This is a genomic window from Cupriavidus sp. 21MJTG02-4, from assembly GCF_057798975.1.
Genome location: NZ_JBYOJP010000007.1, coordinates 210,096 through 232,187, shown reverse-complemented (window position 1 = coordinate 232,187; position 22,092 = coordinate 210,096). Strand labels below are relative to the sequence as shown.

Below are 22,092 nucleotides of genomic sequence, written 5' to 3'. Positions count from 1 at the left end.
TGATTTCATTGAGGATTTTTTTCTCACGGTCTATGATGTCCGCCATAACGACAGAGCGTGTCCGCATACAGGACACCAATGGAGACCTGCTGTGTCCTCAACGGCAACACAAACGACCGGTGCAGCCGCCCCGCTCGGCGTCGTGGTTCGCCGATCAGATGGCAAACGCATCGCCGCCGTCGGGGTCTGTGCCGACTCCGCCACGGCCAATGCCGCCGAAGCCGCCTGTGACCAAGCTTCCGACCGCGCTCATGGCCGCCGCCTGTTTCCGGTCGATGCCGGCGAACACCGCTACATCGGCCTGTGCCTGGAGGACGGTGCCCACCAGTTGATCCTGCTGCACCGCGCGGACACGCACGCGGTGCTGTTCGACTTCCTTGGCACGGTGCCTTTCGCCAGCGCGATCCTCGACCACTTCCTGACCGACCCGTACCAGGCCATCACCGTGGCCGACCGGGACGGCCTCGTGCGCTTCATCAGTCCCGTACACGAGAAGTTCCTGGGTCTGGACGCCGGTGAAGGCATCGGGCGCCCCGCCGCCAGCGTCATCCCGAATTCGCGGCTGCCGCAGGTGGTGGCGAGTGGCAAGGCGGAGATCGGGCAGCTGCAGCAGATGAACGGCATCACGCGCGTGGTCAACCGCATTCCGATCCGGCAGGACGGCGAGGTGGTCGGGGCCATCGGCCAGGTCCTGTTCAAGGGTCCGGAGGCCATGGTCCGCATGCACGACGAGTTGTCGGAACTGCGCTCGCAGGTCGCACGCTATCAGCGCGAACTGGATGGCCTGCGCGACACCCAGCCAGCGCTGGGCCTGATTGGCGAAAGCGCGCCGATGCAGCGCCTGCGCCGCGAGATCCAGACCGTGGCACGGCTCGACGTGCCTGTGCTGATCCTCGGCGAAAGCGGCACGGGCAAGGAGTTGGTGGCAAACGCCATCCACGGTGCGGGACGCGAACCGGTGAGCGAACGCCCGCTGGTCAGCCTCAACCTGGCGGCGCTGCCCGCCACGCTGATCGAATCCGAACTGTTCGGCCACGCGCCCGGCGCCTTCACCGGAAGCCATCGCCAGGGACAGGCCGGCAAGCTCGAACTCGCGGCCGGTGGGACTGTTTTCCTCGATGAGGTCGCGGACATCCCGATGGAGATGCAGGTCAAGCTGCTGCGCGTGCTGGAAGACCATATGGTCGAACGGCTAGGCAGCCGCCGCGCGCAGCGGGTGGATTTCCGGCTGATCTCGGCCACCAACCGCGATGTGCCCGCGCTGATCGATGCGGGGCGATTCCGGCTCGATCTCTACTATCGGCTCAGCGGCGTGGTGCTGCGCATTCCCGCATTACGCCAGCGGCGTGAGGACATTCCCGCGTTGCTGCAGCATTTCGTCAGCGCGTTCTGCGCGCGCAACGGCGTGCCTTTGCCGAAGATCGATCTCGATGTGGCGCGGCATCTCGCGGGCCAGCCCTGGCCCGGCAACGTGCGGCAGTTGCGCCAGCGCATCGAGGAAGCGCTGGTGTTCTGCGACGGCCGCACGCTGCGCGTCGTGGATTTTGCGCGCGGCGAAGCGGCGCGCGGGCTGGTGGGTGTGGAGAGCGATGCGGCGGTGCATCCGCTGGCGCGGGCGTATCCGCATGAAGAGTCTGAGTCGGGCAGCGTGCCTGCCTCAGCGGCCGCGTTGCCGGTGAGCGAGACGACTGGGGGAATGAGTGAGCTTGCCTATGCGGCAGTGGTCGATGCGATTGCGCGACATGGCGGCAACAAGAAGCGTGCGGCCGAGCAGCTGCGGATCTCGCGCTCGCATCTGTACAAGATTCTGGAGCGCGGGCCGGGGCGGTGAAGGCTGACGGGTTGCTCCCCTCTCCCACGCAGTGGGAGAGGGGAGCAAACATGCGGGTATTTTAAGGGCGTTGGTAATGACGCCCCCAACACCCCTTACTCGACCGCGATCCCCTTCTCGCGGATCACCTTGCCCCACTTGGCGTAATCCTGGCGGATACGCTGCCCCATCTGCGCCGGATTCTGATAGCTGGCGATGGCGCCAGCCTTCAGCAGCTTGTCCTGGACATCCTTGTCCGCCAGGATCTTGCCGACTTCGGTCGAAACACGGTCGACGATATCCTTCGGCGTTCCGGGAGGCGCCATCAGGCCGCCCCACGACACCGCGTCATAGCCCTTGAAGCCCTGCTCGGCGATCGTCTTGACATCCGGCAGCATGGCCACGCGCTGCGGCGAACCGACGGCGATGGCGCGCAGCTTGCCCGCCTGGATGTGCGGCAGCGCGGCGACGAGGTCGGCGTACATGATGGGGACCTGGCCGCCAATGGTGTCGCTGATCGCAGGCACGCCGCCCTTGTACGGCACGTGCTGCATTTCGAAGCCGCCCATCTGCTTGAGCAGTTCCATGCTCAGGTGACCGAAGCTGCCGGCGCCCGAACTGGTGTAGTTGAGCTTGCCGGGCTGGGCCTTGGCCTGCGCGATCAGCTTCGACAGGTCGGTCACGTTGGGCAGCAGCGTGGGATTCACCACGACCACGATGGGCAGGTCATAGACCGTGGCCACCGGCGTGAAGTCCTTGGTGGTGTCGTAGCCGGCCTTCTTGTACAGGTACGGGGCCAGCAGCGTCGGCGTGGCCAGCATCATGAACGTGTAGCCATCGGCAGCGCTCTTGGCCACCTGCGCGGCCGCGATGGAACCCGATGCGCCGGCGCGGTTCTCCACGATCACGGGCTGCTTGAGCGCCTCGCCCAGCTTCAGGCCGACGATGCGCGACGCGGTGTCCGTCGGGCCGCCCGGCGGGAACGGCACGACGAGCTTGATCGGCTTGGCCGGCCACGCCTGCGCGAACGCGCTGCTGATCAGCAGCGGCGCTGCGGCCAGTGCCAGGATGGCACGGCGGCGGGAATGGACCATACGGGTGAGATGTTGAATGCGCACTTTGTTCTTCCAGTTTGAGTCAGTGCAAGGTCTCCATTGAGCCCCCTTGCCAGGCCTGGCCGCGCCGACGCTCATGACGTCCGCGTGGCCCGAATGATCAGGCATTGCCCGGCGTTTCCGGCAGCGTCAGCACGCCGCGCGCCTGCAGGTCCTGCAGTTGCGCGTCGCTCAGTTGCAGCAGGTTCTGCAGCACGGCGCGCGTGCCTTCGCCCAGCGTGGGCGGCGCGCTGCGGATCGGCAAACGCTGGCCGTCGATGCGGTACGGCGGCGCGAACACATGCGTGCTGCCCGCCACCGGATGCGGCATTTCGCGCAGCAGGCCGCCCTGGCGGGTCCGCTCGCTGGTCAGGGCTTCGTGCAGGCCGGCCACCTTGCCGCACGGGATGCCGCAGGCCGTCATGCGTTCGAGCAGGAGGTCGCGCGCAAAGCTGTGGATCAGGCCGGTGATCAGCGGGGTCAGCGTCTCGCGGTTCTTCGCTCGCTCGACATTGGTCGCATAGCGCGGGTCCTCGACGATGTCCGGGCGATCGATGACCTGGCGGCAGAACTTGTCGAACTGGCTGTTGTTGCCTACGGCGATGATCAGCGGACCATCGGCGGACTCGAACATGCCGTACGGCACGATGGACGGATGGGCATTGCCGTAGCGCGCCGGGTCGCGCCCAAGCAGCATGGCGTCCAGGCCGTAGTAGCCGGTGACCATCAGGCCACAGTCATACAGCGCCATCTCGATGAGCTGGCCCTTGCCCTTGCGCTCGCGGCGGAAGAGTGCCGCCAGCACGGCCTGGGCGGCGTACATGCCGGTCATCAGGTCCACCACGGCCACGCCGAACTTCAGCGGAGGCGTATCGGCTTCTCCGTTGAGCGCCATCAGGCCGGCCTCGCCCTGGATCACCAGGTCGTAGCCGGGGCGCTTGGCCTCGGGGCCGCTGGTGTTGTAGCCGGACACCGCGCAGTAGATCAGCTCGGGCTTGATGGCCTTGAGCTGTTCATAGCCCAGGCCCAGCTTCTCGGCGCCGCCGGTCTTGAAGTTGTGGATGACCACGTCGAACTGCGGCAACAGGTCGTAGACGATCTGCACGCCTTCCTTGCTCTGCAGGTCCAGCGTGACGGACCGCTTGTTGCGGTTCATGCTGTTGTAGTACGTGGTCTCGGTCTTGCCGATGCGCATGCCCCAGTCGCGCGTGTCGTCGCCGCGGCCCGGGTGTTCGACCTTCACTACCTCGGCGCCGAAGTCGGCCAGGACCTGGCCGCACAGCGGCCCCGCGAATACGCGCGACAGGTCCAGCACACGGACCCCTTCAAGCGGGAAGTCGATGCCCTGGGATTGTTCCGTCGTAGTTTGCATTGCTCGTCTCCATGGGCTGCGACGTGGCAAGGTTGGCCGCGTCGCAATGAACTACTGTGGCCAGCGCAGGGCTCAGCGCGCCTTGTTCAGGCTGGCGAAATCCTTGCCGTCCGACACCAGCTTTTCCAGCAGCGGCGCGGGCTTCCAGAACAGCGGGTCTTCCTTGGCGAAGGTCCGGATATCTTCCAGGATCTTCGGCAGGCCGACCATGTCGGCGTACTGCATCGGGCCGCCGCGGAAACGCGGGAAGCCGTAGCCGGACAGGAACGTCACGTCGACGTCGAGCGGACGCAGCGCGATGCCCTCTTCCACCACCTTGGCGCCTTCGTTGACCATCGCTGCCATATAGCGGCGCATGATTTCTTCGGCCGTGAACTTGCGCGGCACGATGCCCTTCTTCTGGCGCTCGGCATCGACGATGGCGAGCACTTCCGGATCGGGCTGGCCGACGCGCGCGCCTTGCGGGTAGAGGTAGAAACCGCGGCCGGTCTTCTGGCCGAACCAGCCGCGCTCGCAGATGCGGTCGGCAACCTCGACATAGCGCGCCTTCGGGTCGCGCGTGGCGGCGCGGCGCTTGCGCGTGGCCCAGCCGATATCGCCGCCGGCCAGGTCGGTCACCTGGAACGGGCCCATCGGATAGCCGAAGCCACGCACGGCCTCGTCAATTTCGTAGGGACTGGCGCCATCTTCCATGATGTAGTCGGCCGCCTGCTTGTAGACCGCCAGGATGCGGTTGCCGATAAAGCCGTCGCACACGCCCGCGCGCACCGGAATCTTCTTCATGCGCCTGGCCAGCTCGAATGCGGTCACCACCACGTCGGGGCTGACCTTGGCCGGCACCACGATCTCCAGCAGCTTCATGATGTTGGCCGGGCTGAAGAAGTGCAGGCCGATCACGTCCTGCGGGCGCGAGATGCTGCCCGCAATCGCGTCGATATCGAGATACGAGGTATTGGTGGCCAGCACAGCGCCCGGCTTGCACACGCGGTCCAGCTCCTGGAACACGGCCTTCTTGACTTCGATGTCCTCGAACACGGCCTCGATCACCAGGTCGACGTCGGCAATCGCTTCATACGACGTGCCGGGCGTGTAGCGCGACAGGATCGCGGCCTTGCCTTCCTCGGTCATGCGGCCCTTGGCGATCAGGCCGTTGTAGACCTTCTCGACATTGGCCTGGCCGCGCGCGATGGACTCCGCATCGCGCTCGATCATCACGACCGGCAGGCCGGCGTCCAGCGCGGCCACGGTGATGCCAGCACCCATGGTGCCGCCGCCGATCACGGCGACGCGGTTGAGCGCGCGCGGCGCGGCGCCGCGCGCTTCGGGTACCTTGGCGGTTTCGCGTTCGGCAAAGAAGGCGTGAACCAGGCCCGCGCGCTGCGGGCTGTTCAGGCATTCGACGAACAGCGCACGCTCGCGCGCCACGCCCTCGTCGAACGGCAGTTCCACGGCGGCGCGCACGCATTCGATGATCTTCAGCGGCGAGAACAGGCCGCGGCTCTTCTTCGCGGTCTCGGCCTGCAGGGCGTCAAGGTCAGCCAGCGCGGCAGCCTTGTCGGCAATGGCCAGGTCGCGCGTGCGGCGCGGCGCGGCGCCCTGCCCGAGAAGTTCGTTGACATAGGCCAGGCCGGCCGCCACGGGATCATCCCCTTCTGCGAGGCGATCGACCAGGCCGGCGGCCTGCGCGGCCTTGGCCGACAGGTGCTTGCCGCCGAGCATCAGTTCGGCGGCGGCCTTGGCGCCCATCAGGCGCGGCGCGCGCTGCGTGCCGCCGGCACCGGGCAACAGGCCCGGGTTGACTTCGGGCAGCCCGAGCTTGGCACCCGGCAGCGCCAGGCGATAGTGCGCCGACATGGCGACTTCCAGCCCGCCGCCGAGCGCCGGGCCATGGATGGCGGCAACCACCAGCTTGCCGCTCGCTTCGATCTGATTGCAAACCTCGGGCAGCGACGGCGGCATCGGCGGCTTGCCGAACTCGCGGATATCAGCCCCGGCGATGAAGGTCTTGCCTTCGCCCACGACCAGCACGGCGCGCACGCCGGCATCGGCCTGCGCCTGCTCGATGGCCTGCTTCAGGCCCTGGCGCACGGCAACGCCCAAGGCATTGACTGGCGGATTGCACAGGCTGATCACCAGCACGTCGCCTTGGCGAACTGCGCGAACGACAGGTGCTTCGTTGGTCATGCTCGTCTCCGGATGAGGTCAACCTAGCATTCTGCCTCGATAAGCTGGCTATACAATCCCAATGGTGATTGACAAAATGTCAAATGCAATTTGACGCCGGGACAATTGCCTATGGCGTGGCGCCCTCGCGTTGCATCGATGACCCGGCCAGAGTTTCAAGGGGCGAAATTTTTCTGCGTCGCAGAATGACGGCCCTTGTGTCTTGGCCTATAACCGCTCCTACAGGTTTCACGTAATGAAAGCCTGACAAGGAGACAACCCCGCGTGACCAATCCCAGCACTTCGCTGCAGAAGGCCTGCCGCCTGCTGCGCGCGCTGACCGATGCCCGTAACAGCCGCCTGACCGACCTTGCCAACGCCGCCGGCGTCGACAAGGCATCGGCATTGCGCCTGCTGGAAACGCTGGTGGCAGAAGGCCTGGTGGAACGCGACCCTGCCACCAAGGTATTCACACCGGGCCCGGAATGGCTGACGATGCATGCCACTACCGTGCAGCGCACCGACCTGCGCCCGCTGGTCCGGCCAGCGCTGATCCGGCTGGCGAACGCATTCCAGGATAGTGCCATCCTGTCCGTGCCCAGCGGCTGCGAGTCGGTCTGCATCGAACTGCGGCTGGGCACGTTCCCGATCCGCGCCAATTACCTGGAGATCGGCAGCCGCCGGCCGCTGGGCATCGGCGCCGGCAGCCTGGCGCTGCTGGCCACCCTGCCCGACGCGGAGGTCGAGGCCGTGCTCGACGGCATCGCGCCGGCCATGCGCCGCTATCCGCGTTTCAGCCGGCCCATGCTGCTCGGCCATATCGAGGCCACGCGCGAACGCGGCTACGCGGTGCTGCTGGACGTGGTGGTCGAGCGCATGGGCGGGATCGCCATCGCGCTGCCCGGCCCCGACGGCTATCCGCTTGGCGCCATCAGCATCGCCGCGCTCAATGAACGCATCACCGACCGCGAAGCCGCCATGGCGCGCGCGCTGCGGCGCGAGGCCGAGGCCATCCAGCAGAACTGGCGCCCGCTCACGAGCGCCGTCCCCGCTACCGAACAACAACGGCCGGGCGCCCGGCCACGCGCCCGACAGGAGGCATGACATGCGCTGGAAGCAACGTCCGCAAGGTTCCAACTGGGGTGATTTCGGGCCCGACGATCAGTTGGGCCGCATCAACCTGATCGGGCCTGAGCAGGTCTTGAAGGGGGCGCGCGAGGTGCAGGCCGGCCGCAGCTTCTGCCTGTCGCTGCCGCTCGACTACCCGGGCGGCAACAAGCTCAACCCGCGCCGCCACGCGCCGGTGCTGCGGCCAACGTTCCGCGACGATATTCCTTATGTGAACTTTCCGCTGGCAAAGGTCGACCCCGCCGCCATCGACGTACTCAGCGACGACCAGGTGCTGATGTGCCTGCAGTACAGCACGCAATGGGATTCGCTCGCGCACGTGGGCGCGCTGTTCGATGCCGATGGCGACGGCAGGCCCGAACGCGTCTACTACAACGGCTACCGCGCCAACGAGCATATCGTCGGCCCGATGGACTATGCCGAGGACGACCACTTCGCGGCCCACCCGTGCGGCCACGGCCACGACCACAGCGCCGCGCAGGCGCTGGGCATCGAGAACTTCGCGGTCAGCGGCATGCAGGGCCGCGGCGTGCTGGTGGACCTGGCGCACATCTTCGGCATGGATTTCCGCAACGTCGGCTACGACGAACTGATGCATGCCATGGACGCCACCAAGGCCGAGGTCGAGCCCGGCGACATGCTGCTGCTGCGCACCGGCTTTGCCGAAATCGTGCTGTCGATGCAGCGCGAGCCCGACGAAGCGGTGCTGCACCACAGCTGCTGCGCGCTGGACGGGCGCGACGAGAAGCTGCTGCAATGGATCACCGATAGCGGCATTGCCGCGCTGGTCGCCGACAACTACGCCGTCGAGCGCTATCCGGCCCGCCCCGCGCCCGATGGCGACAAGCGCCACCCGCTGCTGCCGCTGCACCACCACTGCCTGTTCAAGCTGGGCCTGCCGCTGGGCGAGCTGTGGTACCTGCGCGAACTGGCCGACTGGCTGCGCGCCAACGGCCGCACGCGCTTCCAGCTCACCGCCCCGCCGCTGCGCCTGCCTGGCGCGGTGGGCTCGCCGGTAACGCCCATCGCCACGGTCTGACCGCATCACACGACACCGTACGAAACGCGCGACGCGCACGATGCGCACGACACGCACGAAACGCACGAAACGCACGAAACGCCAGGGAGACCCCATGAAGCAACGCCATTCGATGTTCCGCAAGGCCGCCGGCACGCTCGCCGTGGCCGCCGCGCTTGCCTGCGGCGCCGTGCAGGCCCAGCCAAAGGCCGCGATCTCCGACGACGTGGTCAAGATCGGCATGCTGCTCGACATGAGCGGCCTGTACGCCGATGTCACGGGCCGCGGCAGCGCGACAGCGGCGCAGATGGCAATTGACGACTTCGGCGGCAACGTGCTGGGCAAGAAGATCGAACTGGTGGTGGTCGATCACCAGAACAAGGCCGACATCGCCGCCAACAAGGCACGCGAATGGTTCGACACCGGCCATGTCGATGCCATCCTCGACGTGGCGGCCTCCGCGCCGGCGCTGGCCGTGCTGGATGTGGCCAAGCAGAAGAACCATATCGTGGTGTTCTCCGGCCCGGGCAGCGAGCGCATCACCAACGACCTGTGCACGCCGGTGTCGGTGCATTACGCCTACGACACCTATGCGCTTGCCAACACCACCGCGCGCGCCATGGTGCAGCGTGGCGGCAAGACCTGGTTCTTCCTCACGGCCGACTACGCTTTCGGCCACACGCTGCAGGACTCGGCCACCGCGGTGATCAATGAAACCGGCGGCAAGGTGCTGGGCGCCGCGCGCCACCCCATCGGCGCGAGCGATTTTGCGTCCTACCTGCTGCAGGCGCAGGCCAGCAAGGCCCAGGTGGTAGGCCTGGCCAATGCGGGCGGCGACACCGTCAACGCCATCAAGGCCGCGTCGGAGTTCGGCCTGACCCGCAACGGCGCGCAGCGCATGGCCGGCTTGCTGCTCTACATCAACGATATCCACGCGATCGGCTTGAAGACGGCGGCCGGGCTGGTGCTGACCGAGGCCTTCTACTGGGACATGAACGACGCCACGCGGGCCTGGTCGCGGCGCTACTTCGAGAAAGTGAAGAAGATGCCGAACATGAGCCAGGCCGGCGCCTATTCGTCGGTCATGCACTACCTGAAAGCCGTGCAGGCCGCCGGCACCGACGAAACCGCCGCGGTCATGAAGAAGATGAAGTCCATGCCGATCAACGACTTCTTTGCGAAGAACGGCCGCATCCGCGAAGACGGCCGCATGATCCACGACATGTACCTGTTCGAGGTAAAGAGCCCGGCCGAGTCCAAGTATCCGTGGGACTACTACAAGGTGCTGGCGACGGTGCCGGGCGACCAGGCCTTCATGCCGGTGTCGAAGTCGCAATGCCCGCTGCTCAAGCGTTGATAGGCGCGCAATGACCGGAAAAAGCTACATATGCGGCACCGGCAATACGCGTTTCGGCCGCCTGGAGGGCAGCACTCCACTGACGCTGATGGCGCAGGCCGCCGATGCCGCGCTGGCCGACAGCGGCCTGGCGCGCGCGGACATCGACGGCGTGTTGTGCGGTTACGCCACCACGCTGCCGCACCTGATGCTGGCCGACCGCTTCTGCGAGTACGCCTCGCTCACGCCCGCCTACGCGCACGGCGTGGCCGCGGGCGGCGCCACCGGCGGCGTGATGGCGATGCTCGCGCATGAGCTGGTGCGCGCTGGCCGCTGCCGCCACGTGCTCGTCGTGGCCGGCGAAAACCGCCTCAGCGGCCAGAGCCGCGACCAGTCGATCCAGACGCTGGCGCAGGTCGGCGAACCGCACGTCGAGGTGCCCAACGGCGCTTCGGTGCCGGCCTACTACGCGTTGCTGGCCTCGCGCTACCTGCATGAAGTTGGCATGGATGCCGATGCGCTGTCGGGCTTTGCCGTGCTGATGCGCGAACACGCCGCAAGCCACCCGGATGCGCATTTGCGCGAACCGCTGTCGCTGGCTGACGCCCGTGCAGCGCGCGCGATTGCCACACCGCTGCGCCTGTCGGATTGCTGCCCGATCTCCGACGGCGCGGTCGCCGTGGTCGTGTCCGCCGAGCCTGGAGCCGGCACGCCGGTGCGCATCGCGGGCGCGGGGCAAGCGCACCGGCACCAGCATCTGAGCGCCATCGACGATGTCATGCAGACCGGCGCCGCCGACGCTGCGCGGCGCGCGTTTGCCGGGGCAGGCGGCGGCGTGGAGAGCATCGACTACCTGGCGATCTACGACTCGTTCACCATCACGCTGGTCATGTTGCTGGAAGAACTCGGCCTGGCCGAACGCGGGCAAGCGCAGGCGCGGCTGCGTGCGGGCGATTTCGGACGCGGCGGCCCGCTGGCGCTCAATACGCACGGCGGCTTGCTGGCCTTCGGGCACTCGGGCGTGGCCGGTGGCCTGATGCACCTGGCCGAAGCCGCGCGGCAGCTCGCCGGCCGTGCCGGCGAGCGCCAGGCCGGCACGCGCCGGCGCGCATTGTTCCATGCCGATGGCGGCGTGCTGTCATCCCACGTCAGCCTGGTGCTGGAGGCCATGTCATGACCCATCCCTACACAGCGGGCCTCGATGCCGGCGTGGTGCGCTACCAGTGCTGCGACGACTGCGGCGCATGGCAGCCGCTGGAGCGCCATGCATGCCGTGCCTGCGGCGGGCTGCACCTACGCTGGCGCGATGCCGGGGGACTGGCGACAGTCCACGCCGTGACCGAGATCAGCCGTGCGCCAGACGAAGCGTTCCGTGCGCTAGCGCCTTACACGCTGGTGCTGGCCACGCTCGACGAAGGCCCGCGCGTGATGGGCCACGCGGAGCCCGGCGTAGCGATCGGCGAGCGGGTGCGGGCCGGCTTCCTGCGCTTCGGCGAAGGCACGCTGCTGCGTTTCCGGCGCGAATAGCGACCCAGCGCCGTCTCTGGCGCCTTGCCGGCAGCGCCTGTCCGTCCCGGCCGGCATCCACAACCGGAGTAACCTTTGGCACCGAATCGATCCCGGCGGCACACGCTCGCCCTGATTTCCTGTCTGGCCCTGTCCGCCACGGCCTTGCCGGCCGCGCAGGCACAGTCGTTCCCGAACAAGCCGATCCGGCTGGTGGTGCCCTATCCGCCGGGCGGCCCGACCGATATCGTCGCCCGCGTGGTCGGACAGAAGCTGTCCGAGAAGCTGGGCCAGCCGCTGGTGGTGGAGAACCGCCCCGGCGCCGGCGGCAATATCGGCGCCGAAGCGGTGGCCAAGGCCGCGCCTGACGGCTACACGCTGCTGGTCGCCACGACCGCGCACGCCATCAACATGACGCTATTCAGCAAGCCCGGCTACGACACGCGCAAGGACTTTGCGCCGGTCAGCCTGCTCACGCGGGGCCCGCTGGTGCTGGTGACCGCACCGGCCACCCCCGCCACCAACGTGGCCGAGCTGATCGCGCTGGCCAAAGCCAGGCCGGGCCAGGTCACGTTTGCCAGTTCCGGCAACGGCCAGTCCACCCATCTCGCCGCGGAACTGTTCAACAGCATGGCGGGCATCCACATGACGCACGTGCCGTACAAGGGCAGCGCCCCCGCGCTGACCGACGTGATGGGTGGCCAGGCCACCGTGATGTTCGACACCATGCTTTCGGCCATGCCGTTCGTGCGCGACGGCAAGCTCAAGGCGCTCGCCATCACGGGCGCCACGCGCTCGCCGGCCGCGCCCGACACGCCGACCATCGCGCAGGCCGGCCTGCCCGGCTACGAGGCCAGCGCATGGAACGCGCTGCTGGCCCCGGCCGGCACGCCGCCCGCCGTCCTCGGCACGCTCAACGGCGCGCTCAAGGCCGTCCTGCAGGACCCGGACGTGCGCGCGCGCTTCGCCACGCAGGGCTTCGCCGCCGAATGGACCGATCCCCCGGCCACCGTCCGCTTTATCGGGCAGGAAATCGACAAGTGGGCCAGGGTCGTGAAGACCTCGGGCGCCACCATCGACTGAACTCTCTCCACACCTACGCCTTGCTCATGACTGCCCCACTCCAGTCCCTGCTCTCCCCACGCTCGATTGCCGTGATCGGCGCCTCCGACAATATCCACAAGATCGGCGGCCGGCCCATCCACTACATGAAAACGCACGGCTACGCCGGCACGCTCTATCCCGTCAATCCGCAGCGCGATGCCCTCCAGGGCCTGCGTGCCTACCCCTCGCTCGACGCGCTGCCGGAGGTCCCCGAACTGGCCATCATCATCGTCGCCGGCGAGGCCGCGGTGCAGGCCGTGCGTGACTGCGCGCGGCTCGGCGTGGCGGCGGCCATCGTGATCGCATCCGGCTTCGGCGAGGCCGGCGCCGAAGGCCGCCGCCAGCAGGACGAGATGGTGCGCGCCGCGCGCGCCAGCGGCCTGCGGCTGGTGGGTCCGAACAGCCAGGGGCTGGCCAACTTTGGCAGTGGCGCCATCGCGAGTTTCTCCACCATGTTCATCGAGGTGCCGCCGCGGGACGGGCCGGTGGCGGTGGTCAGCCAGAGCGGCGGCGTGGCGGCCATGGTCTACGGGCTGCTGCGCGGCCAGGGCATCGGCGTGCGCCATATGCACGCCACCGGCAACCAGGCCGACGTCACGGTCAGCGAACTGGCGCTGTCCGTCGCGCATGATCCCGGCGTGCGGCTGGTGCTGCTGTACCTGGAAAGCCTGACCGATCCCGAGGTGCTGGCCGAAGCCGCGCGCGTGGCGCGGGTCCGCAACGTGCCGATCGTGGCGGTCAAGGCCGGCCGCTCGCAGGACGGCCAGCGCGCCGCGGCGTCGCACACGGGCGCCATCGCCAACGAAGACCGCGCCGTCGACGCCTTCCTGGACCGCCACGGCATCTGGCGCGTGAATGATGCGCACGCACTGGCGCGCTGCGCGCCGCTGTACCTGCGTGGCTGGGATGCCGGCGGGCACCGGCTGGTGGTGGTGAGCAACTCGGGCGCGAGCTGCGTCATGGCTGCCGACGCGACGCAGACGTTCGGACTGACGCTGGCACCGCTGTCCGACGCCACTCGGGCCGCGCTCGACGAACGCCTGCCCGGCTTCGCCACCACCACGAACCCGGTCGATGTCACCGCGGCGCTGCTCTCCAACAGCGCGCTGTTCGGCGAGGTGCTGCCCGTGGTGGCAAGCGATCCCGCTGCCGACCTGTTCCTGCTCGACATTCCCGTCTCCGGCATGGGCTACGACGTGCCGCGCTTTGCACGCGACGCCGCCGCGTTTGCCAACACCGCCGGCAAGCCCATTGCGGTCGCGGTCTGGCAGCAGCCCGTGGCCGATGTATTCCGCGAAGCCGGCTTGCCGACCTACGCCAACACCACCGAAGCGCTATCCGCCTTCTCGCAACTGGTATCGCACCAGGATCGCCTTCGCCAAATCGCGGCCGAGGGCGAGCCCGCACCGCCGGCCTCTGTGCCGCAAGCAAGCGTCGAGACTGTGACGACGCTGAGCGAGGCGGCCAGTCTCGCCCGTCTTGCCGCTGCCGGCATGCCGGTGGTCGAACACTACGTCTGCCATGATGTGGATGCCGCGCTCGCAGCCTGGCAACGCATCGGCGCCCCGGTAGCAGTCAAGGCAAGTTCCCCGCAGGTGCCGCACAAGAGCGAGCACGGGCTGGTGGCCCTGCACTGCAACGACCCGGAAGCGGTGGCCAGCGCCTTCACGGTCCAGACTCGCACGCTGCAGGCCATGGGCGCCACCTGCGAGGGCGTGGTGGTCGCGCGCATGTCGCGCGGCCAGCGCGAATGCATGATCGGCGCGCACTGGGACCCGGTATTCGGCGCGGTGCTGGTGGTGGGCGACGGCGGCAAGTACGTCGAGGTGCTGCGCGACACCGCCGTGCTGCTCGCGCCCTGCCAGCAGGCCGACGTGGCCCGGGCGCTGGCTACGCTGCGCATCGCGCCACTGCTGCACGGCGTGCGCGGCGAACCGGCGGTGGATATCGCCGCGCTGTGCCGGTTAGCAGTGCAAGTCGGAGAGCTGGTTCAAAAGGCTGGCGGCGCGATCCGGTCGGTTGACCTCAATCCGGTGATGGTGAACGCCGATGGCGTGGTGGTCGTGGACGCGTTGATCGAGGTGGAACCCTCCGCACTTTAAGGATCGGTGGATCCGGCGTTCCAGGCGGCATACGAACATTCTCCTTGCCTCCATCGGATTACTGTATATATTTACAGTAACTGTATGGATGAACAGTGTCAGGAGGCCCCATGGAACATCTGATCCGCGTCCAGAACGACTATGACCGCCAGGTGCTGGCGTGGCTGCGCGCGCGCATCGGCGATGCCGCGCTCCAGTCCGCGGCGGGCCGGCTGGCAGGCGCCCGCAAGCCTTATCTGTCCACCATCTGCCGCAGCCTCGGCATCCGGCCGCCCTCGCGCCGGGAGTTCGCCCAGGAAGCGGCGCGCACGCACCGCGCGGTCGGCGACCAGTACCTGGCGCGCATTCGCGCCATCCTTGCGGCACCGGCTGGCGCCGCCCGCTGATCCGGCTGTTTGTGGTGGCTCTGCAGTGACTATGATCAATCACGACGCTGCATGCGGCGCGGGCCGCGCAGCCGGGCCATGGCAACCCACCGGACAAGAACATGAGCAAGATCGGCTTTATCGGCCTGGGCGTGATGGGCACGCCCATGGCGCAGCACCTGCTGCAAGGCGGCCACACCCTGTTCGCGCACAGCCGCAGCGGCGTGCCGCAGGCGCTGCAGGATGCGGGCATGCACGCCTGCGCCAATGGCACCGACGTCGCGCGCCAGTCGGAGGTCGTGATCCTGATGCTGCCCGACACGCCCGACGTGGAACGCGTGTTGTTCGGGCAGAACGGCGTGGCTGCCGGCCTGTCCCGCGGTGCGACCGTGGTCGACATGAGTTCGATCTCGCCCATTGCCACGCGCGAATTTGCCAGGAAGGTCGAAGCGCTCGGCGCCGACTATGTCGATGCTCCGGTATCGGGCGGCGAGGTGGGCGCGCGTGCCGCCACGCTGTCGATCATGGCGGGCGGGCGGCAGCACGCCTTCGACCGCGTGCTGCCACTGCTGCAGCTCATGGGCAAGAACATCACGCGGGTTGGCGAGGCGGGCGACGGCCAGGTAGCGAAGGTTGCGAACCAGGTCATCGTCGCGCTGACTATCGAGGCTGTCAGCGAAGCGCTCGTGCTGGCAGCGCGCGCCGGCGCTGACCCGGCGCGCGTGCGCGAGGCGCTGATGGGCGGCTTCGCCAGTTCGCGCATCCTGGAAGTCCACGGCGAACGCATGCTGCAGCGCAAGTTCGAGCCGGGCTTCCGCATCGCCCTGCACCAGAAGGACCTGGCGCTTGCGCTGTCCACGGCGCGCACGCTGGGGGTCGGGCTGCCGTCCACGGCCTCTTGCCAGCAGCTGTTCAATGTCTGCGTCGGCATGGGCGGCGCGGGCTGGGACCATGCCGCGCTGGTGCGGGCGATCGAACATCTCTCCTCGTTCTCGCTGGACGATGCGCATGCAGGCTAAGCCGGTTGCCGCGGCGACCGCCATGCCGCAGGGCCGCGTCGCCCTGCTGACGGTCGTGACCATGCTGGCTTTTGCCGGCAATTCGATCCTGTGCCGACTCGCGCTCAAAGGCACAGCGATCGACGCAGCCAGCTTCACGCTGGTCCGGGTCGTCAGCGCGGCGGCAGCGTTGTGGCTGATCCTGCTGGTCCGCCATGGCCCGGGCCGGCTGGCCCGCGGCGGAAACTGGCCATCGGCGCTGGCGCTGTTCGCCTACGCGGCGGCGTTCTCTTACGCATACCTGCACCTGTCCGCGGGGACGGGCGCCTTGCTGCTGTTCGGGGCCGTGCAGGCGACCATGACCGGCTACGGGCTCTATGTCGGCGAACGGCTGCGCGCGGGGCAATGGCTGGGGCTGGCCCTGGCGCTGGGGGGGTTGGCATGGCTGGTGCTGCCAGGGCTGGCCGCACCGCCGCCGGGCTCTTCGCTGCTGATGATCGTGGCCGGCATCGCCTGGGGCATCTATTCGCTGCGCGGGCGTGGCGCGGCGGATGCCATTGCCACCACCGCCGGCAATTTCTTGCGCGCCGTGCCGCCGGCACTTGCACTGGCGTTGCTGATGCACGCGCAGCGCAGCTTGGATGGCGCCGGGCTGGCGTGTGCGCTGGTGTCGGGCGCCGTGACTTCCGGGTTGGGCTACGTGGTCTGGTATGCAGTCATGCCGCGGTTGAGGGCCGCCACCGCCGCGACCGTCCAGCTCAGCGTGCCGGTGATCGCGGCGGCAGGAGGCCTGGCGCTGCTCGGCGAAACCATGTCGCTGCGGCTCGCGGTCAGCGCCGCCGCCGTGCTCGGCGGCATCGCACTGGTCATCGCGGGCAAGCAGCGTTGAGGCCCGCAAAGCCACCGTCGTGAAAGACCAGGGGCTCACCCCCGTTGATGCGGTAGGACACGATCTCCGCAATGAACAGCACATGGTCGCCGACCTTGCGCGCGCTGCGCGGACGGCACACAAAGCACGCCAGCGCGTTGTCGATCAGCGCCGTGCCGCACGGCCCGGGCGACAGCGCTACACCCTGGAAGCGATCGATGCCGCTGGTGGCAAACCGTTCGCACAAGGCTTGCTGCGTGTGCGCCAGCACGTTGACCGCATAGCAAGGCGCCCCACGGAAAGCGGCCAGGCTGCCCGAGCCCAGGGCCAGACTCCACAACAGCAGCGGCGGCGACAGCGACACCGAGGCCAGGGAATTGATGGTGACGCCAACGGGCCGGCCATCGGACCCGGTTGCCGTCACCACCGCCACGCCGGTGGCGAACTGCCCCAGCGCGCGGCGCAGGGCGCGGCGCACCGAGTGCACCGCGTCCGCCGAGTGCGCGCCGCGCCTGGCATCGTCCTCGCCTTCCTCTCCACTGTCGTTGCTGGCCTCGGTGGCATACGGCAGCGGCGCGAGCGCGGGCATCATTGCGCGGCCGCCCGCACGTCTCCGGGCGGCGCGTCGATATCGAGGCCAAGGGCCATGCGGCCCGCGTACTCGTGTTGCGCGCCCGCCTGCAGCGGGTGGAAGCGCGCGCCCTGGGCATCGCGGAAGCGCCGTTCCAGTCCGGCATCGCGATAGAAGCCCGCGCCACCGGCCAGCTCCATGGCCAGGTCGGCGGTCGCCAGCACAGCGCGCGCCGCCAGCGCGCGTCCGCACATGATCCGGTTCGTGGTCACGGCACCCGGCGCCTGGCTGGCCGCGGCCGCGAACATGTCGTCCAGCGCCAGCCGTGCGACATCCCATTCGTTGCCAATCCGGCCGGCCAGTTCGACCACATGCGGCGAGAGGCGGCGCTGCTTCGCCAACCGCAGCGCGATATCGCGCGCGGCCTCGGCAATGCCGACGTAGACTGCATAGATCAGCGGCAAGGCGATCATCGCCACGGTATGCATCATCGGGTGCCATACGCCTTGCGGGCGCCGCGCGGCAATGGAGCTGTCCGGCACCAGCACGTTTTCGAGCACCACATCATGCGAGCCAGTGCCGCGCATGCCCATGGCGCGCCAGGTGGGCACGATGCGCACGCCCGGCGTCTTCATCGGCAGCGGAAAATGCACCACCGTAGGGCCGGCCTGCGGATCATCATGGACGGCGCAGGTCATGAACAGGTCCGCCACCGGCGCACCGCTGGCGAACACCTTGTGCGCGTCGATGCGGAAGCCGCCGTCCACGCGTGTCGCCGTGCCGCTGCCTTGCAGCCAGTCGGATCCGCCGCTGCCAAGCAGCACGATCTGCTCTGCGCCCACGCGCTTGAGCAGCCCTTCCACCGGCGCTTTCTGGTTGCGCCAGCGCCAGGCCGCGGTGGCTACCGGATGCGTGTGCATGGCGAAGGCCAGTGCAGTCGAGCCGCAATACTTGCCCAGCTCGCGCAGCACCTCTCCCAGTTCCTGATGGGAAAGGCCCGCGCCGCCGAACTCCTGCGGCACCGCCGCGGCCAGGAAACGTTGCGCCCTGAGATCGTCGTAGTTGGCGCTGACGAAGGCGTCTCGGGCATCGATGGCCGGGGCGCGTTCGTCGAAGGTGCGGCCGAGCGAGGCGGCAAGCGCGAGCCAGTCAGACTGCGCACCTGCGCTGGCATCGGGGGCGGTGATCGTTTCCATGGCATAGGTCTCCTGCGGAATTGCCGGGGTACCCGCGCCGTTGTTTGGCGACAGGCACGGTGCTAGTATCGGAGCCCGGCCAGCCCACTTCATTGACCGGGCCTCCGGCTTTCTTGCGCAAAACGCCGGACTTGGCCAGATCTGGCCGGATTTGCGAAAGGAGTGACCGTGGATGCCCTGTCCGATCTCCTGCGCGCGGTGCAACTGAGTGGTGCCGTCTTTCTCAACGGCGATTTCAAGGCGCCGTGGTGCCTGATCTCCGAAGCCGACAACAGCCTGCGTGCCGCCTTCCTGCCTGGCACGGGGCCGGTCGTGTCCTACCATCTCATCACCGAAGGCAGTTGCTGGGCCCGCCTGGCCGACGGCGACGGACAAGGTCTGCGCGTCGATGCCGGCGAACTGCTGGTCGTGCCCCAAGGCGAACCCCATGTGCTCGGCAGCGATCTCCACCTGAGTCCGATCCCGGCCGGGCCCCTGGTTGCCGGGATGATGGAGAGCAATCCCGGCGAGGTCATGCGAGTGAGTTATGGCGGCGCGGGCACCCCCACGCGCATGGTGTGCGGCTTCCTGGCCTTCGACGATATGCTGGGCAACCCGCTGCTCTCGTCCTTGCCCCGCCTGTTCAAGGTGGGGTTGGACGGCGGCGTGGAATCCGCATGGCTGGTCTCGGCGCTGGCGTTCGCCACATCGGAAGCAGCCGAGCCCCGGGCCGGCAGTGCCACGGTCCTGGCGAAATTGTCGGAACTGCTGTTCGTGCAGGCGGTGCGGCGTTGCATCGACGGCATGCCGGAAAGCGAACGCGGCTGGCTGGCGGCGCTGCGCGACCGCTACGTCGGCCGCGCGCTGTCACGCATGCACGCGCGCCCGGCGTATCCGTGGACCGTCGATGAACTGGCGGGCAGCGTGGGACTGTCGCGCTCGGCGCTCGCGCAGCGTTTCACCGACCTGCTCGGCCAGCCGCCGATGCAGTACCTGGCGCACTGGCGCCTGCGTATTGCCGCCACGGCGTTGCGCAATGGCAGCCAGTCGATCGGCGAAGTCGCAGGCATTGCCGGCTATGACTCCGAAGCGGCATTCTGCCGGGCGTTCAAGCGCGAATTTGGCTTGCCGCCGGCAAGCTGGCGCCGCCATCGCATCGACGCTGCGCCGCAAGCGCCGGAAGCCACAACGGCACAGTGACCCGTTCGTCGCTTGCCCAAGCGCGACTCGCAAATAAGCCAGGGGGCCGCAAAGGGCCCCCTGAGGATGGTTGACCGACTGGCCGCGCTACATTTTCTGCTTGGTGTTGTCCGCGGCGCCCTGCACCTTCTCGCCACCGCGTTCGATGTCCTTGCCGGCACCGTGGATGGTATTGCAGCCCGTGATCACCAGCATGCCGGCGAGGGCGAATAGTGCGCACAACTTTCTCATGACGATTCTCCTTGCTTCGTGTGGATGCGGGGATTCCCGCAACGGAATAAAGGGCGCGGACAGCTAAGTTGAGCGTAGCAAGCAGCAAACCGTGCGGGCAGTCCGCATTCGTCCTACAACGGTGTCAGAGGGCAGCGGAAATCGAATGCCGCTGGAACGGCGCGCCGCGGGACAGCACCTGCGCAACAGGTCATTGCGCAAAATGCGTTGAGTCAGGTCAATCGGCCAACGATGGCCTGGCGCGCGGCCCTGTGTGCTGTCCATACTGGAAACAGCAAGGCGAGCGCGCCCGATCCCCCGGGGACAATGGTCAAGGCCGGGCGGCGTCGCAGCCGAACCATCTATCCAATACGACAGACAACACCATGCCCTTCCGCCTCAGGTTCAGCCCGCACGACATCTACCCCGACGCACTTGAAGCGCGCCTGGCGGAACTCCATGAAATCGCCGCCGCAGTGCAGCGCGCCCAGGAGCGCCGCTGGCGCAAGCATGGCACCCTGCTGCCGCAGGGCGCTGCGTCCCAGGACATTCCACCCACCCGTCACTGAGCGCGCGTGTTTTCGGCATGCTGATGGCCTCCACGCGCGCCAGGTCGGCGTGCCGGCCGAGATGGGCGGCAATGATGCCGCCACAGGCGTTGGTGCGCGAGATGCGCGCCCCCCGTGACGAGCCATTGGCGGCTCTGGCCGCCGCGGCCTGAACGTGGCAGCCACGGCGACGATCGTCGCCAGATGCGCGCGCCAATTGTGAACAACTGTGATATGCGATTGGCAAGGCGCTGGGGCTACGGAAGAATGGGTAGCTCGATGCGGCGTGGCCAGCGAAGGATTGGGCCGCGGGGCAAGCTCTTCCGACGTAGCCACCATGAAACGACCAACCCGGGATTGTGTACTTGCGCTGATGGCCTGCCTGCGGGATGCTGGCCCCCTGCGCCGCGACCACCTCGCCAGCGCGTGCCGCCTTTCCGCTTCCGAACTCACACGCGCACTGAAATCTGCCCGGCAGATGGGCATCGTCGAACACCTTCCGGCCGCTGACGACATGGCGCAGGCCGAGCGCCTGTTCAGCCTGACCGGCCGGGCCTTGCCTCCGGCGCGTCGCGTGCCCCCGCGCGGCGCCGAAGGCGGTCCGAGCTTCCAGCCCCTGCTGGACGCCTGGGGCATCGCTCGGCCGAGCCCGCGCCGGGGCAGCCATCCCCCATGATGGCGGATGCAAGGCGTTGAATGGAGTGGCCCGTGCAATCTTGATGCGGTGCCAGGCATGGCCTGCACGTGGTGTACCCCGAGCCGCCCTTGCTGACCTGCAAATAGCCTCCCTCCGTCACCCGCCTCAGCGACGCCTTCCTGCAACTGCCTGCGCCAGGCCGCAGCTTGTGGCGGACGCCGGGCGGACGGCTCAGACCGCCTTGCCGAGCGGCAGCACAGCCGCCACCGCTGGCACGGCCACGCGGATCTCGGCGCCGTGGCAATTCGCGAACTGGTCGCAGCCCGCGCAGGACGGCTCGGGACAAGGACGAAGGTCCAGCCGTTCGCAGACGCGATGGTAGAAGAACTTCTTCCACTTCATGTCCGTGGTGTTGGCAAGAAAGACGGGTTCGAACGTCTGCCGCAGCAGGCGCGATACATCGTCCCTGCCTGAGAGGCCCATGTCCTGCCAGAGATGGGTGCGGCCGAAGCAGCCGCAGGCAAGCGCGTGCGCGGCCCAGCGGACATGGGCGCCATCCGCCCCTTGCGAGCGGCCGTCCCACAGCATTTCCACGATGTCGCCGAACTCGCACGGCAGCATGGCGAGGTCCACCGGCGGCGCGTCGGGCTCCCATCCGGCCGAAGCGGCCCCGGGGAACCAGATATCGAGCATGCCCCGGAACTCGCCGGGCGACAGCCCCAGCCACTGGGCAAAGCGCGGCAAACATCCTGCGGCGGCGCTTTCCAGCACGCCGGACAAGGCCCGCGATACCGGATGGCCCGGATGCACGGCGAAGGCATCCAGCAGAAGCAGGGAATGGTTCATGCAGCGCAATATAGACGCCTATATAACGATAGTCAAACCGA

At 68.1% G+C, this 22,092-nt stretch carries 21 protein-coding genes; 14 read left to right on the top strand and 7 right to left on the bottom strand.

What is annotated here, in order from left to right:
• Window positions 1-91 precede the first annotated feature (91 nt).
• Window positions 92-1,831, top strand: coding sequence for a sigma-54 interaction domain-containing protein (locus tag AC3FKH_RS16665; protein WP_488676968.1), 1,740 nt, complete (start codon window positions 92-94; stop codon window positions 1,829-1,831).
• 95 nt (window positions 1,832-1,926) lie between these two features.
• Here AC3FKH_RS16665 and AC3FKH_RS16660 read toward each other — a convergent pair whose 3' ends face one another.
• The 3 genes from AC3FKH_RS16660 to AC3FKH_RS16650 all read right to left on the bottom strand — a co-directional run bounded on the left by AC3FKH_RS16660 (window position 1,927) and on the right by AC3FKH_RS16650 (window position 6,460).
• On the bottom strand, window positions 1,927-2,904 hold the full coding sequence (locus tag AC3FKH_RS16660) for a Bug family tripartite tricarboxylate transporter substrate binding protein (RefSeq protein ID WP_488676967.1): 978 nt from the start codon (window positions 2,902-2,904) through the stop codon (window positions 1,927-1,929).
• A 121-nt stretch (window positions 2,905-3,025) separates the two neighbouring features.
• Window positions 3,026-4,276, bottom strand: a complete 1,251-nt coding sequence (locus tag AC3FKH_RS16655) for a CaiB/BaiF CoA transferase family protein (protein ID WP_488676966.1) — start codon at window positions 4,274-4,276, stop codon at window positions 3,026-3,028.
• 72 nt (window positions 4,277-4,348) lie between these two features.
• The gene (locus AC3FKH_RS16650; protein ID WP_488676965.1) at window positions 4,349-6,460 is read right to left on the bottom strand and encodes a 3-hydroxyacyl-CoA dehydrogenase NAD-binding domain-containing protein; all 2,112 of its coding nucleotides are present in this window, start codon (window positions 6,458-6,460) and stop codon (window positions 4,349-4,351) included.
• A 264-nt stretch (window positions 6,461-6,724) separates the two neighbouring features.
• On the opposite strand from AC3FKH_RS16650, the gene AC3FKH_RS16645 reads away from it, so the two are divergent.
• The 10 genes from AC3FKH_RS16645 to AC3FKH_RS16600 all read left to right on the top strand — a co-directional run bounded on the left by AC3FKH_RS16645 (window position 6,725) and on the right by AC3FKH_RS16600 (window position 16,885).
• Window positions 6,725-7,543, top strand: coding sequence for an IclR family transcriptional regulator (locus AC3FKH_RS16645; RefSeq protein WP_488676964.1), 819 nt, complete (start codon window positions 6,725-6,727; stop codon window positions 7,541-7,543).
• A 1-nt stretch (window position 7,544) separates the two neighbouring features.
• A complete protein-coding gene (locus AC3FKH_RS16640) occupies window positions 7,545-8,606 on the top strand; it encodes a cyclase family protein (protein ID WP_488676963.1) in 1,062 nt (353 codons plus the stop codon).
• Window positions 8,607-8,700: 94 nt separating this feature from the next.
• Complete coding sequence (locus AC3FKH_RS16635; RefSeq protein ID WP_488676962.1) at window positions 8,701-9,942, top strand: ABC transporter substrate-binding protein; 1,242 nt, start codon at window positions 8,701-8,703, stop codon at window positions 9,940-9,942.
• Window positions 9,943-9,952: 10 nt separating this feature from the next.
• The gene (locus AC3FKH_RS16630; RefSeq protein ID WP_488676961.1) at window positions 9,953-11,098 is read left to right on the top strand and encodes a thiolase family protein; all 1,146 of its coding nucleotides are present in this window, start codon (window positions 9,953-9,955) and stop codon (window positions 11,096-11,098) included.
• Complete coding sequence (locus AC3FKH_RS16625; protein WP_483711878.1) at window positions 11,095-11,448, top strand: Zn-ribbon domain-containing OB-fold protein; 354 nt, start codon at window positions 11,095-11,097, stop codon at window positions 11,446-11,448. The genes AC3FKH_RS16630 and AC3FKH_RS16625 overlap by 4 nt, the downstream gene beginning before the upstream one ends.
• 75 nt (window positions 11,449-11,523) lie before the next feature.
• On the top strand, window positions 11,524-12,510 hold the full coding sequence (locus AC3FKH_RS16620) for a tripartite tricarboxylate transporter substrate binding protein (protein ID WP_488676960.1): 987 nt from the start codon (window positions 11,524-11,526) through the stop codon (window positions 12,508-12,510).
• A 26-nt stretch (window positions 12,511-12,536) separates the two neighbouring features.
• Entirely contained in the window at window positions 12,537-14,633 is a 2,097-nt protein-coding gene (locus tag AC3FKH_RS16615; RefSeq protein ID WP_488676959.1) for an acetate--CoA ligase family protein, read from the top strand.
• A gap of 110 nt (window positions 14,634-14,743) precedes the next feature.
• On the top strand, window positions 14,744-15,019 hold the full coding sequence (locus AC3FKH_RS16610; protein ID WP_483732523.1) for a CppA family protein: 276 nt from the start codon (window positions 14,744-14,746) through the stop codon (window positions 15,017-15,019).
• A gap of 101 nt (window positions 15,020-15,120) precedes the next feature.
• Window positions 15,121-16,017 carry a 2-hydroxy-3-oxopropionate reductase gene (locus tag AC3FKH_RS16605; protein ID WP_483732524.1) on the top strand — a complete coding sequence of 299 codons (897 nt, stop codon included), beginning with the start codon at window positions 15,121-15,123 and terminating at the stop codon, window positions 16,015-16,017.
• Between the two features lie 22 nt (window positions 16,018-16,039).
• The gene (locus tag AC3FKH_RS16600) at window positions 16,040-16,885 is read left to right on the top strand and encodes an EamA family transporter (RefSeq protein ID WP_488677056.1); all 846 of its coding nucleotides are present in this window, start codon (window positions 16,040-16,042) and stop codon (window positions 16,883-16,885) included.
• Here AC3FKH_RS16600 and AC3FKH_RS16595 read toward each other — a convergent pair.
• Window positions 16,863-17,456 carry a flavin reductase family protein gene (locus tag AC3FKH_RS16595; RefSeq protein ID WP_488676958.1) on the bottom strand — a complete coding sequence of 198 codons (594 nt, stop codon included), beginning with the start codon at window positions 17,454-17,456 and terminating at the stop codon, window positions 16,863-16,865. The genes AC3FKH_RS16600 and AC3FKH_RS16595 overlap by 23 nt on opposite strands.
• Window positions 17,453-18,631: an acyl-CoA dehydrogenase family protein gene (locus tag AC3FKH_RS16590; RefSeq protein WP_488676957.1), complete on the bottom strand. Its 1,179-nt coding sequence runs from the start codon at window positions 18,629-18,631 to the stop codon at window positions 17,453-17,455. The genes AC3FKH_RS16595 and AC3FKH_RS16590 overlap by 4 nt, the downstream gene beginning before the upstream one ends.
• Before the next feature lie 168 nt (window positions 18,632-18,799).
• Between AC3FKH_RS16590 and AC3FKH_RS16585 the strand changes: the two genes are divergently transcribed.
• Entirely contained in the window at window positions 18,800-19,810 is a 1,011-nt protein-coding gene (locus AC3FKH_RS16585) for an AraC family transcriptional regulator (RefSeq protein WP_488676956.1), read from the top strand.
• 87 nt (window positions 19,811-19,897) lie between these two features.
• Here AC3FKH_RS16585 and AC3FKH_RS16580 read toward each other — a convergent pair whose 3' ends face one another.
• Window positions 19,898-20,041 (bottom strand): entericidin A/B family lipoprotein, encoded by a 144-nt coding sequence (locus AC3FKH_RS16580; protein ID WP_483711886.1) that lies wholly within the window; start codon window positions 20,039-20,041, stop codon window positions 19,898-19,900.
• Between the two features lie 365 nt (window positions 20,042-20,406).
• On the opposite strand from AC3FKH_RS16580, the gene AC3FKH_RS16575 reads away from it, so the two are divergent.
• Entirely contained in the window at window positions 20,407-20,589 is a 183-nt protein-coding gene (locus AC3FKH_RS16575) for a hypothetical protein (protein ID WP_483711887.1), read from the top strand.
• Window positions 20,590-20,905: 316 nt separating this feature from the next.
• Complete coding sequence (locus tag AC3FKH_RS16570) at window positions 20,906-21,244, top strand: hypothetical protein (protein WP_488676955.1); 339 nt, start codon at window positions 20,906-20,908, stop codon at window positions 21,242-21,244.
• A 192-nt stretch (window positions 21,245-21,436) separates the two neighbouring features.
• On the opposite strand, the gene AC3FKH_RS16565 is transcribed toward AC3FKH_RS16570, so the two are convergent.
• On the bottom strand, window positions 21,437-22,051 hold the full coding sequence (locus AC3FKH_RS16565) for a nitrogen fixation protein NifQ (RefSeq protein ID WP_488676954.1): 615 nt from the start codon (window positions 22,049-22,051) through the stop codon (window positions 21,437-21,439).
• Window positions 22,052-22,092: the final 41 nt, after the last annotated feature.

Coding starts and splice junctions, on each gene's coding strand:
- AC3FKH_RS16660 (WP_488676967.1), bottom strand. CDS start 2,904: ATGGTCCATTCCCGCCGCCGTGCCATCCTGGCACTGGCCGCAGCGCCG.
- AC3FKH_RS16655 (WP_488676966.1), bottom strand. CDS start 4,276: ATGCAAACTACGACGGAACAATCCCAGGGCATCGACTTCCCGCTTGAA.
- AC3FKH_RS16650 (WP_488676965.1), bottom strand. CDS start 6,460: ATGACCAACGAAGCACCTGTCGTTCGCGCAGTTCGCCAAGGCGACGTG.
- AC3FKH_RS16640 (WP_488676963.1), top strand. CDS start 7,545: ATGCGCTGGAAGCAACGTCCGCAAGGTTCCAACTGGGGTGATTTCGGG.
- AC3FKH_RS16635 (WP_488676962.1), top strand. CDS start 8,701: ATGAAGCAACGCCATTCGATGTTCCGCAAGGCCGCCGGCACGCTCGCC.
- AC3FKH_RS16630 (WP_488676961.1), top strand. CDS start 9,953: ATGACCGGAAAAAGCTACATATGCGGCACCGGCAATACGCGTTTCGGC.
- AC3FKH_RS16625 (WP_483711878.1), top strand. CDS start 11,095: ATGACCCATCCCTACACAGCGGGCCTCGATGCCGGCGTGGTGCGCTAC.
- AC3FKH_RS16615 (WP_488676959.1), top strand. CDS start 12,537: ATGACTGCCCCACTCCAGTCCCTGCTCTCCCCACGCTCGATTGCCGTG.
- AC3FKH_RS16610 (WP_483732523.1), top strand. CDS start 14,744: ATGGAACATCTGATCCGCGTCCAGAACGACTATGACCGCCAGGTGCTG.
- AC3FKH_RS16605 (WP_483732524.1), top strand. CDS start 15,121: ATGAGCAAGATCGGCTTTATCGGCCTGGGCGTGATGGGCACGCCCATG.
- AC3FKH_RS16600 (WP_488677056.1), top strand. CDS start 16,040: ATGCCGCAGGGCCGCGTCGCCCTGCTGACGGTCGTGACCATGCTGGCT.
- AC3FKH_RS16595 (WP_488676958.1), bottom strand. CDS start 17,456: ATGATGCCCGCGCTCGCGCCGCTGCCGTATGCCACCGAGGCCAGCAAC.
- AC3FKH_RS16590 (WP_488676957.1), bottom strand. CDS start 18,631: ATGGAAACGATCACCGCCCCCGATGCCAGCGCAGGTGCGCAGTCTGAC.
- AC3FKH_RS16580 (WP_483711886.1), bottom strand. CDS start 20,041: ATGAGAAAGTTGTGCGCACTATTCGCCCTCGCCGGCATGCTGGTGATC.
- AC3FKH_RS16575 (WP_483711887.1), top strand. CDS start 20,407: ATGCCCTTCCGCCTCAGGTTCAGCCCGCACGACATCTACCCCGACGCA.
- AC3FKH_RS16570 (WP_488676955.1), top strand. CDS start 20,906: ATGAAACGACCAACCCGGGATTGTGTACTTGCGCTGATGGCCTGCCTG.
- AC3FKH_RS16565 (WP_488676954.1), bottom strand. CDS start 22,051: ATGAACCATTCCCTGCTTCTGCTGGATGCCTTCGCCGTGCATCCGGGC.